The following is a 15,761-nucleotide window of genomic DNA, read 5'->3' as shown; positions in this document are numbered from 1 at the left end:
CTCGGTGGCCGTCAGAGGAGTGCGGCCAGCTCGTCTGCCTCCGCGGTCAGGCGATCGCGGCGGTCGATCGCGCCGAGGTGCTCGTATTCGGTTGCCGCGAACCGTCTTTCGTCGATCTCACGGCGAACGATCGCTTCGATCTCGACGTCGGTGAGGTCGCGGCGACTGGCCTCGGCCGCGCCGAGACCGACTGGGCTGTCTTCCATCGCACCGGCTCTCATCTCACCGACATCGATCGCCTCCGCGTTGTCGATCGCCGCCAGCGCCGAACGTAGCGCCGACACGGCACCGAGGTCGCGGGCCTTCATCGCAGGTTTCAGCGCGGCACGCAGCCGCTCGCGCAGGGAAGTCACGCCAACCACACTATTTTCCGGTGCCGCGATCGTCGATCGAGATCCGTCTCGGCGGGGCTTGCGGCCCCACCGTCGCGGCCACTGCGAACGGACCCCCCCGAACCCCTGCGGTTACACGCTGCTGAACGGCCAGGTCGATCCCAGCCGAGCGGACTGACAGGTCACGGCGAGTCCGTCAGGAGCACGGCTGACAGGTCACGGCGAGTCCGTCAGGAGCACGGCTGACAGGTCACGGCGAGTCCGCAGTATCGGCACGACCCGGAACATCGGTTGAACAGCACACCAACGAGGAACCGAGGCGGCTCCGCTAGCTGTTGAGCAGCACGGTGACGACGGCAATCAGGGATACGGTCGCGACGGCGAGAGTGGTGGTCGCGACGAATCGGTGACCGGTGCCCGCACGTCCGCGATCGAGCGCCCGGCCACGGGACCAGCCCATACCGGCCACGAGCAGCGCCACCGTGGCCGCGGCGAGTGGGAGCACCCAGGTCGGCCGACCGTCGGTAGTTGCCTCGTGGACGAGGAGCAGGGCGCAGGCGGCCGCGCCGAGGGATGTGCGCCGCCAAGCCAGGGCGGTGCGCTCCATCGCAAGAGTCGGTGCGGTCACGACAGCACTACCGCAATGCAGGCAAGTGCGGCCACCACCGCTACGCCGACCGAGAGAACGGGAACCAGGACCGTTCCCGGCAGTGGTCCCCCGGCGCGCATCGCGACGTTCACCCGACGCCAGTGCCGGAAGGCGGCGAGCGCGACGACCAGCCCCATGATCAGGCAGATCAACGAGATGACACCGGCGAATCCGGCCAGCCGAGTCGGTTGGACGAGGGTGTGCACCGCGACACCGCCGGCGAGCAGACCGAGCGCAGTCCTCATCCACGCCAGGAACGTGCGTTCATTGGCGAGGGTGAACCGGTAGTCGACCTCCTCCTCGCCGTCCTCGGATTCGGCCCCGACCTCGGGCAATGTCACCACCACCACCTCCTGTCCCCATCATGCGCCACCGTGATCCATCCGCTCGTGACCGTTGCGAGCGCGTCAACCGCCATGTCATCGCCGCTGATCCCCGCGGCGCTATGCCGCTCACCGTCGGTCGTTCAACCCTCGATGATGACGCGCTACGGCCTTCTCTCGCCGAACTGCTCACAGGCGCGGTGCCGACCGGTACCGGACTCGTTCCGCGGCGGTCAAGCGCGGAAGTGGGCTTGGTCGTGGACTCGTTCCGCGGCGGTCAAGCGCGGGAGTGGGCTTGGTCGTGGACTCGTTCCGCGGCGGTCAGGCGCGGGAGTGGGCTTGGTCGTGGGCTCGTTCCGCGGCGGTCAGGCGCGGGGGTGGGCTTGGTCGTGGACTCGTTTGAGGCGTTCGACGGAGACATGGGTGTAGAGCTGGGTGGTCGCCAGGCTGGCGTGGCCGAGCAGCTCCTGGACAACGCGGAGGTCGGCGCCGCCTTCGAGGAGGTGGGTGGCGGCGGTATGGCGTAGACCGTGGGGGCCCATGTCGGGTGCGCCGGGGATCGCGGCGATGACCTCGTGGACGACGGAGCGGGCTTGACGTTGGTCGAGTCGACGACCACGTTGACCGAGGAACAGGGCGCGGCCCGAGCGGTCGTTGACCAGGGACGGGCGGCCGGCGCGGAGCCAAGCGTCGAGCGCCGTGTCGGCGGGACCACCAAAGGGCACCGAGCGTTCCTTGTTGCCCTTACCGAGAACGCGCACGAGGCATCGCTCCCGATCGATGTCATCGATATCGAGACCGCACAGCTCGCTGACGCGAATTCCGGTGGCGTACAACATCTCCACGATCAGCCGATCCCGCAATGCCATCGGATCCTGCTGCGCCGCCCCGGATTCCGCCGCATCCATGGCGTGTTCGGCTTGATAGCGGCCGAGGACCGCAGGCAGCACGCGATGCGCTCTCGGGGCCTGCAGACGCAACCCGGGATCGACACCGAGCCGCCCGGTCTCGGTCAACCATGCGGTGAAAGTCCTTGCCGCCGAGGCCCGCCGGGCCAAGGTCGTCCGCGCCACCCCTGCCGCCGCGAGGTCGGCCAGCCACGACCGCAACAACGGCAGATCCAGCTCCCGCACCGCCGAATCCGCCGACCGCGCGTACAGATGCTCGAGCAACGACCGCACATCCCCCAGGTACGCCCGCACCGTATGCGCCGACCGATTCCGCCCCAATCGCAGATGCCGACCGAACTCGGTGAGCAATGCGGTCAGATCATCAGGCAACACATCCATGACCCAACCGTCACTCTTCCCCGTCCCCCGCGCAACCCACCACGCCGCCCCCGGGATGCGAGCCGCCCGCAGGGCCGACCACCGGTTCTACCTGCCGAACCGTCCAGTCGCTCGCCCGGGGCCGACAACCGCGCTTCAACTGCATGCTTCACCCCTCAGCCCGCCCGTCGGCTGGAGGTCCGAAACCATCCGTCGGAGTCGCAGCCGACCAAATCGGCTAGTTCCAGGCTCGGAAGGACTGCTCGGACGGTGGCCAGGTCCAGGCCGGACTGTTGAGATAATTCTCGAGGAAGGCGGGAACCGATGGTGGGTAGAGCCGCATAGATTTCGGCTTCGGCGCCGCGGAGGTGGGCGGCGGGGTCGAACGGGTTGCCTTCGGCGACGGGAAGGCGGAGGGGGCCTGCTTCGTCGATTATGTCCTCGGCGCGGGTTACCAGGAGGGCTTCGCCGTCTCTGATCATTCGGTGGCAGCCTGCCGAGGAGGCCGAGCCGATGGGTCCCGGGACAGCCATGGCCGGTCTGCCCAGCCTGCGGGCCCATTTCACGGTGTTGCGGGCACCGCTGCGTACACCCGCTTCGACCACCAGGACACCGTCCCCGAGTGTCGCGATCAGTCGATTCCGGGCGAGGAACTGGTGTTTCTGGGCCGAGATGCCCGGCGGGTATTCGCTGACGACGAGACCACTTTCGGCGATGGCGGCGAGCAGGCGATCGTGCTGAGCCGGATACGGGCGATCGACACCGCAGGCCAGCACCGCCACGGTGGTCCCGCCGACGGCCAGCGCCGCCCGATGGGCCGCGGCATCGATGCCGAAGGCCGCTCCGGAGACGATCGTCCAGCCCCGACCGGACAGGTCGCACGCGATCTCACTGGCCACCTGCAACCCGTATCCGCTGCTACACCGCGAACCGACTACCGCGACAGCACGTTCGGATGCGGCATGGAGCGAGAGCGGGCCACGCGCCCACAGCACCAGCGGGACCGCCGCCTCGCGGTCGCGTTCGGTGTCGAGCTGGTCGAGTCCGAGCATCCGCCAGCCGGGCCATTCCTCGTCATCGGGAGTGATGACGCGTCCACCCAGGTGTGTGATTGTGTCGAGATCCTTTGCCGCTGAGTCGATTTCACGCCGCATGGCGGTAGGTCCACGCAGTGCGGCAGGCAACTCGTGCTCGCGGACGGCTCGAGCGGCCTCACACACCCCGACCGAGGCGATCAGTGCCGACAGCGGTGCGCACGGCCCCTGCACCACCCGCGACAGATACACCCAGGCGAGCCTGCGTTCGTCAGGATCACCGTCGATATCCACCGCATCGCCGACCGTACGCAACTCGCTCATTGCGCACCCCGCTGCCGGAAGTTCAATGACGACATCACATCCTGCACGGTGGGCAACTCCCCTTCGCGCAGATCGCAGACCGTCCAGGCGACCCGGATCGCCCGGTCGGCGCCACGAGCCGACATTCGCCCCAGCCGTAAGGCCGTCTCGATCGGCGCGATCGATTCCCGTGGCAGCTTGAACCGCTTTCGCAGGACATGGCCTGGCACTTCGGCATTGGTCGCCCACCCGTCCTCGCTCCACCGCTGCGCGGCGCGGACTCTGGCTCGGGCAACGCGCGCTGCCACGGTGGTGCTGCTCTCGGACTGCTCGGCGCTGAACGTCGCGCCTGCCTGCCCGTGCATCTGTACCCAGATATCGATGCGATCGAGCAGTGGTCCCGATAGTTTTCCCAGGTAGCGACGCCGAGCCAGTGGCGCGCAGATGCAGTCGACGTCGCGCGCCGGTGCACACGGGCAGGGATTGGCCGCCAGCACGAGTTGGAAGCGGGCCGGGTATCGGGCGACACCATCGCGCCGGGCTATGCGCACTTCGCCCTCTTCGAGCGGAGTCCGCAGTGCCTCCAGCACTTTGGTGCCGATCTCGGCGCATTCGTCGAGGAACAGCACCCCGCGATGCGCCCGGCTCACGGCGCCGGGACGAGCCATACCGGAACCGCCGCCGATCATGGCGGTTACCGACGTCGAATGATGCGGGGCGACAAAGGGAGCCCGCGTGAGCAACGGCTGCTCCGCCGAGAGTGATCCCGCCATCGAGTGGATCGCGGTCACCTCCAAGGATTCCGCTTCCGACAGCGGGGGCAACAATCCTGGAAGGCGCTGCGCCAGCATCGTTTTGCCGATTCCGGGCGGTCCGGTGAGCAACAAGTGATGCCCGCCCGCCGCCGCGACCTCCAACGCCCAGCGCGCCTCGTCCTGACCCACGACATCGCTGAGGTCACCGCACGGGGTCTGCGTCCCCGGCACGACACCGTCGGGTTCGAGCAGCTTGCCCTCCCCGCGCAGCCACGCCACCACTGCTCGCAGGCTCGTCGCGCCGAGTACCTCGATCCCCTCGACCAGCCCCGCTTCGGCAACCGCTTCGGCGGGCACGACCACGGTGGGCAGCCCGGCCGCCCGCGCCGCGATCACGGCGGGCAACACCCCACGCACCCGCCGAACCCGACCGTCGAGCGCCAACTCCCCCAGCAGCACCGTCTTCACCAGCCGCTCGCCGGGCACCGCACCGGAGGCGTCGAGCACGGAAACGGCCAGCGCCAGGTCATAAACGCTGCCTACCTTCGGAAGGGTTGCCGGCGAGAGTGCCAGGATCACCCGACCATCCGGCCACTTCTCCCCCGTATTGGCCACCGCGGAACGCACTCGATTGCGTGATTCCTGCAGCGCGGTATCGGGGAGACCGACGAGATTCACCGACGGCAGGCCCTGACCGATATCGGCCTCGATCTCCACCAGCTGTCCGTCGACTCCGGTTACCGCCACCGACAGCGCCCGTCCGAGTGCCATCAGAAGGCCGCGGTCAGATGATCGATGACCGGCCCGCGCCCCTGCGGGACCAGCACCGACACGACGTCGAAGCGAATCCGCCGCCACGGCCCGTCCTGCTCGGCCAGCCACAGCAGTGCCAGCCGCCGAATCCGCTGCTGCTTGCTGAAGGTGACGGCCTCGGCGGGAGTGCCGAATCCCAGCCCCGACCTCGTCTTGACCTCGACGAAGACGGTGACCGACGGGACTGGTGGAGGGTCGGTATTTGGAGTATGCGCTATTCCTCCCTGAGTCGGTTCGAAGCTGGACGGTAGTGCGGTTCCTGTGTGCAGGATCGGGATTGACTCGATCATCGCAGCACCGCCGTCGTCGGCTCCGCGAATTGGCGGTCGGCTGTCGCGTGTGCGAGGTATTCGGCCCAGCTGGTTTGGGCGAGGCGCGCCCATCCGTGCGCGGTGCTGGGAGAGACCCCGAACAGGTCGCTGACGACGACGGCGTCCATGTCGGTGATGTTGGCCAGCATGGCCGAGTTGCGGGCGGCGATCGTGGGCAGCTGATGATCACTCAGCGACTTCGCCAGCTGCGAGACGCTGCGGGGGCGATTGGCCGGCCTGCCCGGGAACAGGAACGTCGGTGTGCCAACGGATGTCGCAGGGACCATCGTGTCCGGTCCTCCGGTGCGGATCAACTGATCGATGAGGAAGGCCAGCGACGGTGGGACGACTACCGAGTTCTTGTCGATGATCAGGTGCGCGTCGTCGCCGTCCTGGCTGAACCGATCGGTCGTAAGTTCAACGATCCGAACCAACGGCAGTCCGTAGAGTCTGATCAGCGCGCCGGCGACGCGCAGGTCCAGCGGCAAGGTGTTGTCGGTGAGGCATCTCCGAAGCTGTTCGTCGAAGTCTTCCCGAACCATGAACCGTTGCGGCAGAGCATATTTGCGTCGGGGGATCTCGATCTCGCCGATCAGCCGTCGTTGTTTCAACCAGACGAGGAACCCGACGACGCGGTGCCGTTGGGACGGTTCGGCGTCGAACCATTCATCGATGTGGTGCTGGTTCAAGTCGTGCGGATCGATTCCGGCGGTGTCGAGCCAGTTCAGCAGTTTGATGGCGGCGCGGATCCGCGCGCGGGCGGCGACCGCGGCGCCTCGCCGGAACGGACCGCGCGCGGCTCGGCGGCGGGCTCGTCGAACGACGTGCCACTCGGCGTAGGGCGCGATCAAGCGCTGGTGGTGTGGCGGTAGTTGAGCGGCGGTGCGGCCCGACCAGAGTGCGAGCTGGGCGAGCGGCTCGTTGCGATGCGGGAGAACTCCAGTCGAGACCAACAACCCTCGGATGTAGAAGGTCTTGTTGCCCTGCGGGAGTTCGTCGAGCGCTTCGTGGGTGATCGCGGCATCGTTGGCGACGAGGTCGGCGAGCATTTGCGAGGATGCGCGTCGTTTCAGCCAGCCGAGGACAGTGCCTGGATTCGCGGCGATGAGAGCCTGGGCCAGCGGCTGCAACGCCGGGATGGGGACTCCGTCGGGCCCGCTGAGCATGGTGTTCACCTGGTCGATGACAACGCATTGCTCGCAACTGCCATCGATGTAGCCGCGGCCGTCCTCACCGCAGGTTCGGCAGGCGTAGTCGAGATCAGAACCCGCGCAACGAGCGCAGATGTTGCCGGTCGTCGCGACGGCGACCAGGACGCGCCGGTTCCCGCAGTCGCTGCATGGTTCGGGATAGCGGGTGCGCAGTTCCCAGCATGATCGGCAAACGTCGCCGACCGGCCAGATCGCGCGGATGATTCCTGGCCGAGCGCAGATTGCGCAGTCCCGCGGTGTGCGGGGCGCGCAGGTGTTGCAGTGGAACGGTCCGCCGCGGAACTTCCCGCCAGCGCGGCGGCGACCGCAGACGACGCAGTCGCCGATGTTGCGATAGCAGGCGCGGCAGATATCTGGGCGGCCCTCGCCATCACCACGCCTCTGGATCTGTCCCATCTGCCCGCAAATCCCGCAGAGCCGAGCGGGGCTCTGGTGGCAGTTGCGGCAGACCGGCCCCTTCGCCGTGTTCGCGTGTGGCGGGCCGACCTTGCCGCAATGAGAACATGCCTTTTGCGGTCTGCCGTAACAGGTTTGGCAGCGTGCGGTGCCGTCGTCGACGCGACTGGCCGGTGCTCGCACCCGGCCGCAGCGACCGCACTCGGCCAGGAACTCGGGGTCTTTGCGGTAGCAACGGCGGCAGATGACACCTTCGGGTCGGCGGGCGCCCGGATGACCATCGGTGTGGCATCGAGCGCATCGACGAAGTTCGGTGCGGCCGACGCACCATGCGCAGCACCGGCCCTCCGGCGCGAGCCGGTCCAACGCCAGATCGGTGCGGCCGCAACGCGCGCAACCGAGCAATGTGATCGCCTCGCCGAATCCGTTGGCGTCGAGGAGTTTCAGAACTCGGAACAGGTGTGCGGGGCTGTGTGGAGACGGGGCGATGAATGCGTCGGGATGATCGTCAAGGTGCTCGCTCAACGGGTAGGCGCCCTGCCCGTTCCATGCCTTGGCCTCGACGAGCAGGTCCTCGGCCAGCTGCGCGGTGAGGCTGTGCCCGACGGCGGCCTGCATGAATTCGATCAACCGCGCCCGTGCTGCTTGCAGCTCGCCGGGACGGTGTTTGATTCGGGGCGTTCTCGCGGGCCGACTCATTTGTCTCCCGGCCTGCGGATGGTGGTTCGGCGCACGGTGATCGGCGTCGCGCCGGTCTGGCCGTCGGCAGTCTTGCGGATCTGCTGGTTGACGATCTGGGGTTCGATGAGGTCGTTCGGAGTGCAGGCGAGGATGTCGCAGAGTGCGACCAGGGTGTCCATGCTCAACCGCTGGGGCGGTTGAGTCACGAGCCGGAAGACTTGTTCCCGAGACAGGGTGATGCCGCGCTCGGCGAGAAGCGGAACCAGTTCGGTGGTCTGGAACATCTGCTGGTCGGCCATCAGATCCCTCAGCCGCCAGCGGTAGCCCATCTTCTTGTTCATGCCCTCACATCCCAGTCGTTGCCGAGGCGGCCCTTCAACGAGGCCACCAGCAAGGTGTTGCGGAACTCGTTGGACACGCCCATGTAGATCGAGGTGGTCGACGCGTGCGCGTGACCGGCCTGCTCCTGGACAAACCTTGGCGGATAACCGAACTCGGTCCAATGCGTCACCGCGCTGTGGCGCAGACAGTGGACATCGAGGTTCTCGTCGAGATCGGCATCTCGTCGGATGGCCACGAAGGCTTCGTTGATCGAGCGGCGCGAGAGCCGGCCCCGCCGTTCGGTGACCCATAGCGCTGGGTGCTTTCCCGGCGAGAATCGAGGGCGGATGTCTGAGATCCACTCGTCCAAAACATCGACAGCCCAATCCATTTCCGGAACGAGCAGCACCGACCGCCGTTTCGGCGGAGATCCCTTGGATGCTTTGCCGTAGCGGACCAGCATCTTGCCGCAGCGCCCGAGCTGAGGCATCGCGGGGTTCTGCTGGACATCAGCAAGGTCCGTCCGCGACGCCTCGCCCCGGCGAAGGCCGAACGCGTAGATGGTCTTCACCACCGCAGCGTCCCGGGCCGCGCCCAGGCCGCCCTTCACGCCCCTGCCCCTGATCTTGCTGGGCCGCGCCTCGGCCGCAGCGAACAGCGCCTGGATCTCGTCGTAGGTAAACGGGCGCCGCGTCGGGTCGCCCTCGTAGTCCACGCGATGAACGACCGAGTTTCCCTCGTGGAAGATCAGCTGGGGCGTCTCGCCGAACCGTTCCTCGCACGCCTTGGCCCACCCGTAACGGGAGTCGAGCAAGAACTCCAGGAACAGGTTCAGGTCGACCTCGTAGCTACGAGCGGTCGAGACCTTCCGTGGTGGGTTCATCGAACGCAGGTGGTCGATGAACGCCTCCCCCTCGACCGGCGTCCACTGCCACGGATACAACCCTGTGAACTCCACCACACGACGAATCAACCGCAGCCGCGGCGCGATGCACGACGTCGTCAGGAACCGCGCGGACTGATGTCGCCGCCACCCCTCCAACATCGCCTCGAACACCGCTGGCGCGGGATCGAGATGCACAACATTGCCCGCCAGTTGGAGGTGCGCCGAGCCAGGTGGTTGCGTCACCCCACGGTTGTAACCAACGCAACATTGATGTGCCGCGTGTCGCGGTGCAGTTGGGAGGGTCTGGACAATCACGACAGACCCAGCCGATCAGCCTCTGACCAGCTAGTATGAGCGTTCCGTCGCGTGGAGGAATGTTGCATTGGATGCAATTCCGCCTATTTGTCCTGGACGATCAGATCCAGCTCACCGTATCGGCACCGCCAATTGCGGGCGACGATCTCCATCCCGGTCTCGCAGAGATACTGCGCGGCCAGCTTCTCCCCGTAGGCGCCGAGCGCTTGTTTGTGTGCCATGAGCGAAAGCATGGCCACAGGCCCTCGCGTGGCTGACCCGCGCGAGCTGGGCAAACAGAAAACCTGTGGATAACCGCGCCCCTGTGGACAACTACTCGGGCAGGCGCAGGTCCGGCTTCTCCAGCTCCTCGATGTTCACGTCCTTGAACGTGATCACCCGAACATGCTTGACGAACCGGGCGGGGCGGTACATATCCCACACCCACGCATCGCTCATCCGCACTTCGAAATACACCTCGCCGTCGGCGTTCTGCGGGCGCAGTTCGACAGAATTGGCCAGGTAGAAGCGCCGTTCGGTCTCCACCACGTACGAGAACTGACCGACGATGTCCTTGTACTCGCGGTACAACGACAGTTCCATCTCGGTTTCGTACTTCTCGAGGTCCTCAGCACTCATCGGGTGGGACGTCCTCCTGCTAGCAGCGCCGCGTTCATTGCTGACATCATCGCGCATGTGCCGCCGGAGTAGCCACTCGGCTACCTCCGGGCACCGCGAGCTCGCGCACATTACGCCAGGAACGACGGTGCTCGGTGCTGGGTCCGAGCTGCCGCAGGGCCGCGGTGTGCTCGGGCGTGTTGTAGCCCTTGTGCGCGGCGAAACCGTAGCCGGGCAGCTGCGCGTCGAGCTCGACCATCATCCGGTCCCTGGTCACTTTCGCCAGGATGCTCGCGGCCGCGATGCAGGCCGCGGTGCCGTCGCCGCCGATCACCGGCAGCGACGGGGCGGGCAGGCCGGGGACCTTGAATCCATCGGTCAGGATGTAGCCGGGTGTGCGGCCGAGGCCTGCGACGGCTCGGCGCATGCCCTCGATATTGGCGACGTGGATGCCGATCGAGTCGATCTCCCACGCGGGCACCACGACGACGCTCCAGGCCAGCGCCAAACGCTGAACCACCGGGAACAGCTCCTCACGGGCCGCCTCCGTGAGTTTCTTGGAGTCGTCGAGCCCGGCCAGCTTGTCGTAGGCCTTGGGCGCCAGCAGGCACGCGGCGACTACCAGCGGGCCCGCGCAGGGTCCGCGCCCCGCCTCGTCGACACCGGCCACCGGCGCGAGGCCACCGCGCACGAGCGCCGCCTCGAGCGTGCGTAGGCCGCCCGCCCGGCGCATCACCATCCGCGGCGGCCAGCTGGTCCGATCCTGCCCCACAGTTCGATTGTCCCGTCGCGTCAGTTCTCCTGGGCGTTCCGGGTGCACTCGACCCGCAACGCCCGTCCTCAACGTGTCAGTTCTCTTGCGCGTTGTGCGTCTTGACTGGGCACAGACCCGTCCTCAACGTGTCAGTTCTCTTGCGCGTTTTGCGTCTTGACTGGGCCCATTCGGTTCGGCGGCCAGATCTTGAACACCGTCTTACCGCGGACGTTGTCCACCGGCACCGTGCCCTGCAGCTCGTCGCTGACGTGGGCGCGCGAATCAGCCGACTCGTTGCGGTTGTCACCCATCACCCACAGATTGCCCTCCGGCACCTTCACCGGACCGAACACCCGGCCCGCCGGGTACACGGCATTGGGACGGTCGGTGAACCAGGGGTAATCCTTCTTGATGTACGGCTCGTCGAGCGGATTGCCGTCGACCATGACGCGGCCCTGCGGATCGCAGCACTGCACGGTCTGCCCGCCGACCGCGATGACGCGCTTGACCAGATCGTTCTCGTCCGGCGGGACCAGCCCGAAGTAGGACAGGAAGTTCTGCAGCCCGCGCACGACGGTGTTGTCCGAACGCACCGATTTGTAGTGCCCGTTCCACGACGGCGGTCCGACGAAGACCACCACGTCGCCCGGCCCGGGCTCGGAGCCGTAGTAGCTGATCTTCTGGACGTAGATGCGATCACCGATCTGCAGCGTGTTCTCCATCGACTGCGAGGGGATCACATACGGCCGGCCGACGAAAGTCACCATCAGCGCGGCGATCACCGCCGCGATCACGACCAGTATCGGCAGCTCCTGCCAGAACGGGCGCTGCTTCTTGTCGTCGCGCTTTTTTCTGCGCCGTCCACCTTCGTCACCCGAATCGGGCACCGACACCGACCCACTTTCGTCTGCCACGCCGAACAGAGTAGCCCGGCACCCCGACGTGAGTCGGGTACCGGGCTACCTGAAAAATTCTGGTACTGCGAAGTGCTACTGCGAGATCAGCGCTTTTCCTTGATCTTGGCAGCCTTGCCGCGCAGATCGCGCAGGTAGTACAGCTTGGCGCGACGCACGTCACCGCGGGTCACGACATCGATGTGGTCGATGTTGGGGCTGTGCACGGGGAAGGTGCGCTCGACACCGACACCGAAGGACACCTTGCGGACCGTGAAGGTCTCGCCGATGCCGCCGCCGTGACGCCGGATGACGACGCCCTTGAAGACCTGGATGCGCTCCTTCGAGCCTTCGATGACCTTCACGTGCACGTTCAGGGTGTCGCCCGGACGGAAGTTGGGGACATCGCTACGCAGCGACTTCTCGTCGACGAAATCAAGGGTGTTCATTTTCCACCTTTTCGGATTCTTCGCGTGAACAGAGGAACCTGGCGGCACTCGCGCGCTCGACCGGTTCATGCTCAGAACAGGAGTGCTCTCGGACATGACTCGTCCAAGGCAACCGGTTCATTGTGCCAGACCGGGTAGCCCCGCCTGAAATCGGGCCTCACTCGTGGCTTGACTGGTCGGGCACGGTATCGGTCCGGCGGCGCGGCAGCAGATGCGGGTGCGGCGGCGGGGCGGACGGCGCGGGAACGACCGTGCGAGCCAACACGGCCTCGGCCGCGGTGCGCGCGTGCTCGACATCGGGTTTGCCCGCGATCAGGTCCTGGACGAAGATCTTCGCGCGGATGACCGGGCGGCGATACCGCCGCTCCCGCTCGATCGCCCGATTCATGGTCTTGGGCCGGTGACCGTAGCGCCAGCGCGCCCACGGCGCACCTGGCCTGCTCAACCGCATGGCGCCGACCAGCAGCAGCGGGGTGAAGAACATGCCGAACAGCCCGGTCCAGATCTTGCCCTTGGCGATCACCACCGCGGCGAGCAGCAGGTTCACCACGGTCGTGACGGCCACGCCCACGCGCACCCCGACACCACGCGACGACCGGAAATCGTCGTAGTCCAGAAACGTCGCAGGCTGCACGCCGAGCAGCAGCAGGCCGGTCACCGCGAGCGCGACGAATACCGCGTCCACCGAGGTGCGGCCCTGTTCGGACCAGTAGACGTCACGCAGATAGAAGATCAGCGCGAACTCGTCGAGTACCAGCGCGGCGCCGATCCCGAACAGCGCCGACAGCACGCTCGAGGTGACCTGGGTGGAGTCCTCGGCGGTGGCGATCAGCCCGATGCCCGACAGCAGCACCGTGATCACACCGAACACCATGTGATGGATATGGGTGTCGCCTGCCTTCACATTGCCCGGCCACCAGCGCACCTTGGCCCGGATCATCCGCACGCTGACCCGGATCACCACGAAGCCGAGGATGAACCCCAGCAGGAAACAGAGCAGGGGCAGGCGGCCGTGCGCGATCACCTCGTGTTCGAGCCACCGTCCCATGCCGCCTGCCCTGTCGTCGAGTGCCTACTTGTTGCCGAAACCGGCCTTGCGCAGCGCGTCGGCCATCGATCCCGTCGGTGCGGCAGCCGGCTTGCGCTGGTTGCCGCCACCGTTCCCATTGCCCTGACGAGCCTGTCCTTGATTGCGAGCAGGTGCCTGGCCGCGACCGCCCTGTCCACGACCCTGACCGCGCGGTGCACCACCACCACGATTGTCCCCGTGCGCGGGCTTGCCGGGCTCGTCGTCGAGACGCAGGGTGAGTCCGATCCGCTGACGTGCGACGTCGACCTCGAGGACCTTCACCTTCACCACGTCACCGGACTTCACCACTTCGCGTGGATCCTTGACGAAGTTGTGCGACAGCGCCGACACGTGCACGAGACCGTCCTGATGCACGCCGACATCGACGAAAGCGCCGAACGCGGCCACATTCGTGACGACGCCTTCGAGCACCATCCCCGGCACCAGGTCGGCGACCTTCTCGATGCCCGCGGCGAATTCGGCGGTCTTGAATTCCGGACGCGGGTCGAGGCCCGGCTTCTCCAGCTCGGCGATGATGTCGCTGACCGTGGGCACACCGAACTTCTCGTCGGTGAAGTCGCCCGGCTTCAGCGCGCGCAGGGTGCTGGTGTTGCCGATGACCTCGGCCATCTCCCGGCCGGTGTGTTCGAGAATGCGACGCACCACCGGGTAGGCCTCGGGGTGCACCGCGGAGGTGTCGAGCGGGTCGGCACCGCCGCGAATGCGCAGGAAGCCCGCGCACTGCTCGAAGGCCTTCGGGCCGAGGCGCGGTACCTCGAGCAGGGCGGTACGGCTGCGGAACGGCCCGTTCTGATCACGGTGGGCCACAATGCTTTCCGCCACGGACCCGGACACACCCGACACACGCGAGAGCAGCGGCACCGAGGCGGTGTTCACGTCGACACCGACCGCGTTCACCGCGTCTTCGACGACGGCGCCCAGCGAGCGCGCCAGCAGTGTCTCGGACACGTCGTGCTGGTACTGGCCGACACCGATCGACTTGGGATCGATCTTCACCAGTTCGGCGAGCGGGTCTTGCAGACGCCGGGCGATGGAGACCGCGCCGCGCAGCGACACGTCCATGTCGGGCAGTTCGGCCGAAGCGTAGGCCGACGCGGAATACACCGAAGCGCCCGCCTCCGACACCACGATCTTGGTCGGCTGGTTCTCCGGGATCCGCGAGATCAGTTCCACCGCAAGGGCATCGGTCTCGCGCGAGGCGGTGCCGTTGCCGATCGCGATGAGCTCCACGTTGAAGCGGGCGACGAGGGCGGCCAGCACGGCGAGGGACTTTTCGGTCTGCCCCTGCGGCTTGTGCGGGTAGATGACCTCGGTCGCGACGGCCTTACCGGTGGCGTCGACGACGGCGACCTTCACACCGGTGCGGTAACCGGGGTCGAGGCCCATAGTGGTGCGGGTGCCCGCGGGCGCGGCGAGCAGCAGGTCGCGCAGATTCGCGGCGAACACGTCGACCGCGTCCTTCTCCGCCGCCTGACGCAACCGCATCCTGGTGTCGATACCCAGGCTCACAGCCAGTTTGGTGCGCCAGGCCCAGCGGACGGTGTCGAGCAGCCAGGAATCGGCCGGGCGGCCCTTGTCGGCGATGCCGAAGGCGACCGCGATGCGGCCCTCGTAGATCGTGCGCTCGCCGGGTACGGGTTCTTCGGTGTCGGCTTCGAGGTGCAGCGTGAGCATCTCTTCCTTCTCCCCGCGCAGCAGCGCCAGGATCCGGTGCGAGGGCAGTTTCTGGAAAGGCTCGCTGAACTCGAAGTAGTCGGAGAACTTGGCCCCCGCCTCCTCTTTGCCCGCGCGCACCGTCGAGGTGACCTGGCCGCGATTCCACATCAGCTCGCGCAGCTCACCGACCAGGTCGGCGTCCTCGGCGAAGCGTTCGACGAGGATCGAGCGGGCACCGTCGAGCTGTTCGGCGGTGTATCCGGCCGGATCGGTGTTCGGGTCGCCGATCAGCGCGTCGGCCACCGGCTCGTGTCCGGCCTCGCGCGCGATCTGAGCCTTGGTGCGGCGCTTGGGTTTGTACGGCAGGTAGATGTCTTCCAGGCGCGCCTTGGTCTCGGCGAGCATGAGCTGCGAGTGCAGGGCGGGATCGAGTTTGCCTTGGCCGCGGATGGATTCGATGATCGCGCCGCGGCGCTCGTCGAGCTCACGCAGATAGCCGAGCCGTTCCTCGAGCTGACGCAGCTGGGCGTCGTCGAGGCCGTCGGTGACCTCCTTGCGGTACCGCGCGATGAACGGAACCGTCGAACCGCCATCGAGCAGTTCGACGGCGGCGCGGACCTGGGTCTCGCGTACCCCCAGTTCATCGGCGATCCGCCTGCCTACGCTGGCGATGGTGGTCGTGCTGTCGGCGATCTCAGGCGCTGTCGTCACAGCCGCAGAGACT

At 67.0% G+C, this 15,761-nt stretch carries 16 protein-coding genes and 1 pseudogene; all 17 read right to left on the bottom strand.

The features are described 5' to 3' along the window. Window positions 1–11: 11 nt before the first annotated feature. Window positions 12–353: a hypothetical protein gene (locus ACTWPB_RS16465; protein ID WP_446221534.1), complete on the bottom strand. Its 342-nt coding sequence runs from the start codon at window positions 351–353 to the stop codon at window positions 12–14. Window positions 354–660: 307 nt separating this feature from the next. Further along, the gene (locus tag ACTWPB_RS16460) at window positions 661–960 is read right to left on the bottom strand and encodes a DUF202 domain-containing protein (RefSeq protein WP_446221533.1); all 300 of its coding nucleotides are present in this window, start codon (window positions 958–960) and stop codon (window positions 661–663) included. Further along, window positions 957–1,322 (bottom strand): YidH family protein, encoded by a 366-nt coding sequence (locus ACTWPB_RS16455; protein WP_446221532.1) that lies wholly within the window; start codon window positions 1,320–1,322, stop codon window positions 957–959. The genes ACTWPB_RS16460 and ACTWPB_RS16455 overlap by 4 nt, the downstream gene beginning before the upstream one ends. Window positions 1,323–1,669: 347 nt before the next feature. Further along, a complete protein-coding gene (locus tag ACTWPB_RS16450; protein ID WP_446221531.1) occupies window positions 1,670–2,593 on the bottom strand; it encodes a tyrosine recombinase XerC in 924 nt (307 codons plus the stop codon). Window positions 2,594–2,748: 155 nt separating this feature from the next. Then, the gene (dprA, locus tag ACTWPB_RS16445; RefSeq protein WP_446221530.1) at window positions 2,749–3,930 is read right to left on the bottom strand and encodes a DNA-processing protein DprA; all 1,182 of its coding nucleotides are present in this window, start codon (window positions 3,928–3,930) and stop codon (window positions 2,749–2,751) included. Next, window positions 3,927–5,435, bottom strand: a complete 1,509-nt coding sequence (locus ACTWPB_RS16440) for a YifB family Mg chelatase-like AAA ATPase (RefSeq protein ID WP_446221529.1) — start codon at window positions 5,433–5,435, stop codon at window positions 3,927–3,929. Before ACTWPB_RS16440 ends, dprA begins: the two co-directional genes overlap by 4 nt. Beyond that, window positions 5,435–5,767, bottom strand: a complete 333-nt coding sequence (locus ACTWPB_RS16435) for a YraN family protein (protein ID WP_446221528.1) — start codon at window positions 5,765–5,767, stop codon at window positions 5,435–5,437. The genes ACTWPB_RS16440 and ACTWPB_RS16435 overlap by 1 nt, the downstream gene beginning before the upstream one ends. Then, the gene (locus ACTWPB_RS16430) at window positions 5,764–8,094 is read right to left on the bottom strand and encodes an XRE family transcriptional regulator (RefSeq protein WP_446221527.1); all 2,331 of its coding nucleotides are present in this window, start codon (window positions 8,092–8,094) and stop codon (window positions 5,764–5,766) included. Before ACTWPB_RS16430 ends, ACTWPB_RS16435 begins: the two co-directional genes overlap by 4 nt. Further along, window positions 8,091–8,417 carry a helix-turn-helix domain-containing protein gene (locus ACTWPB_RS16425; protein ID WP_446221526.1) on the bottom strand — a complete coding sequence of 109 codons (327 nt, stop codon included), beginning with the start codon at window positions 8,415–8,417 and terminating at the stop codon, window positions 8,091–8,093. Before ACTWPB_RS16425 ends, ACTWPB_RS16430 begins: the two co-directional genes overlap by 4 nt. After that, window positions 8,414–9,442, bottom strand: a complete 1,029-nt coding sequence (locus ACTWPB_RS16420; protein WP_446226366.1) for a tyrosine-type recombinase/integrase — start codon at window positions 9,440–9,442, stop codon at window positions 8,414–8,416. The genes ACTWPB_RS16425 and ACTWPB_RS16420 overlap by 4 nt, the downstream gene beginning before the upstream one ends. A gap of 245 nt (window positions 9,443–9,687) precedes the next feature. Then, a pseudogene (locus tag ACTWPB_RS16415) lies at window positions 9,688–9,819 on the bottom strand (YraN family protein); the annotation flags it as partial. 91 nt (window positions 9,820–9,910) lie between these two features. Then, the gene (locus tag ACTWPB_RS16410; protein WP_011210678.1) at window positions 9,911–10,216 is read right to left on the bottom strand and encodes a DUF2469 domain-containing protein; all 306 of its coding nucleotides are present in this window, start codon (window positions 10,214–10,216) and stop codon (window positions 9,911–9,913) included. 46 nt (window positions 10,217–10,262) lie between these two features. Next, the gene (locus ACTWPB_RS16405; RefSeq protein WP_446221525.1) at window positions 10,263–10,967 is read right to left on the bottom strand and encodes a ribonuclease HII; all 705 of its coding nucleotides are present in this window, start codon (window positions 10,965–10,967) and stop codon (window positions 10,263–10,265) included. A gap of 131 nt (window positions 10,968–11,098) precedes the next feature. After that, window positions 11,099–11,863 (bottom strand): signal peptidase I, encoded by a 765-nt coding sequence (gene lepB / locus ACTWPB_RS16400; RefSeq protein WP_446221524.1) that lies wholly within the window; start codon window positions 11,861–11,863, stop codon window positions 11,099–11,101. 86 nt (window positions 11,864–11,949) lie between these two features. After that, window positions 11,950–12,291 carry a 50S ribosomal protein L19 gene (rplS, locus tag ACTWPB_RS16395; protein WP_062986944.1) on the bottom strand — a complete coding sequence of 114 codons (342 nt, stop codon included), beginning with the start codon at window positions 12,289–12,291 and terminating at the stop codon, window positions 11,950–11,952. 157 nt (window positions 12,292–12,448) lie between these two features. Then, the gene (locus tag ACTWPB_RS16390; protein WP_446221523.1) at window positions 12,449–13,339 is read right to left on the bottom strand and encodes a hypothetical protein; all 891 of its coding nucleotides are present in this window, start codon (window positions 13,337–13,339) and stop codon (window positions 12,449–12,451) included. 24 nt (window positions 13,340–13,363) lie between these two features. After that, window positions 13,364–15,748 (bottom strand): Tex family protein, encoded by a 2,385-nt coding sequence (locus ACTWPB_RS16385; protein ID WP_446221522.1) that lies wholly within the window; start codon window positions 15,746–15,748, stop codon window positions 13,364–13,366. Window positions 15,749–15,761 lie beyond the last annotated feature (13 nt).

The sequence above is a fragment of the Nocardia sp. IBHARD005 genome, assembly GCF_052814245.1.
Note: the sequence above shows the minus strand (reverse complement) of the source record. Positions and strands in the feature narration are given on the sequence as shown.

What these genes read in the sequence shown, in the direction of transcription:
- ACTWPB_RS16420 (WP_446226366.1), bottom strand. Translation starts at nt 9,442, where the DNA reads ATGTTGGAGGGGTGGCGGCGACATCAGTCCGCGCGGTTCCTGACGACG.
- ACTWPB_RS16430 (WP_446221527.1), bottom strand. Translation starts at nt 8,094, where the DNA reads ATGAGTCGGCCCGCGAGAACGCCCCGAATCAAACACCGTCCCGGCGAG.
- dprA (WP_446221530.1), bottom strand. Translation starts at nt 3,930, where the DNA reads ATGAGCGAGTTGCGTACGGTCGGCGATGCGGTGGATATCGACGGTGAT.
- ACTWPB_RS16425 (WP_446221526.1), bottom strand. Translation starts at nt 8,417, where the DNA reads ATGAACAAGAAGATGGGCTACCGCTGGCGGCTGAGGGATCTGATGGCC.
- ACTWPB_RS16390 (WP_446221523.1), bottom strand. Translation starts at nt 13,339, where the DNA reads ATGGGACGGTGGCTCGAACACGAGGTGATCGCGCACGGCCGCCTGCCC.
- ACTWPB_RS16440 (WP_446221529.1), bottom strand. Translation starts at nt 5,435, where the DNA reads ATGGCACTCGGACGGGCGCTGTCGGTGGCGGTAACCGGAGTCGACGGA.
- ACTWPB_RS16410 (WP_011210678.1), bottom strand. Translation starts at nt 10,216, where the DNA reads ATGAGTGCTGAGGACCTCGAGAAGTACGAAACCGAGATGGAACTGTCG.
- rplS (WP_062986944.1), bottom strand. Translation starts at nt 12,291, where the DNA reads ATGAACACCCTTGATTTCGTCGACGAGAAGTCGCTGCGTAGCGATGTC.
- ACTWPB_RS16435 (WP_446221528.1), bottom strand. Translation starts at nt 5,767, where the DNA reads ATGATCGAGTCAATCCCGATCCTGCACACAGGAACCGCACTACCGTCC.
- ACTWPB_RS16450 (WP_446221531.1), bottom strand. Translation starts at nt 2,593, where the DNA reads ATGGATGTGTTGCCTGATGATCTGACCGCATTGCTCACCGAGTTCGGT.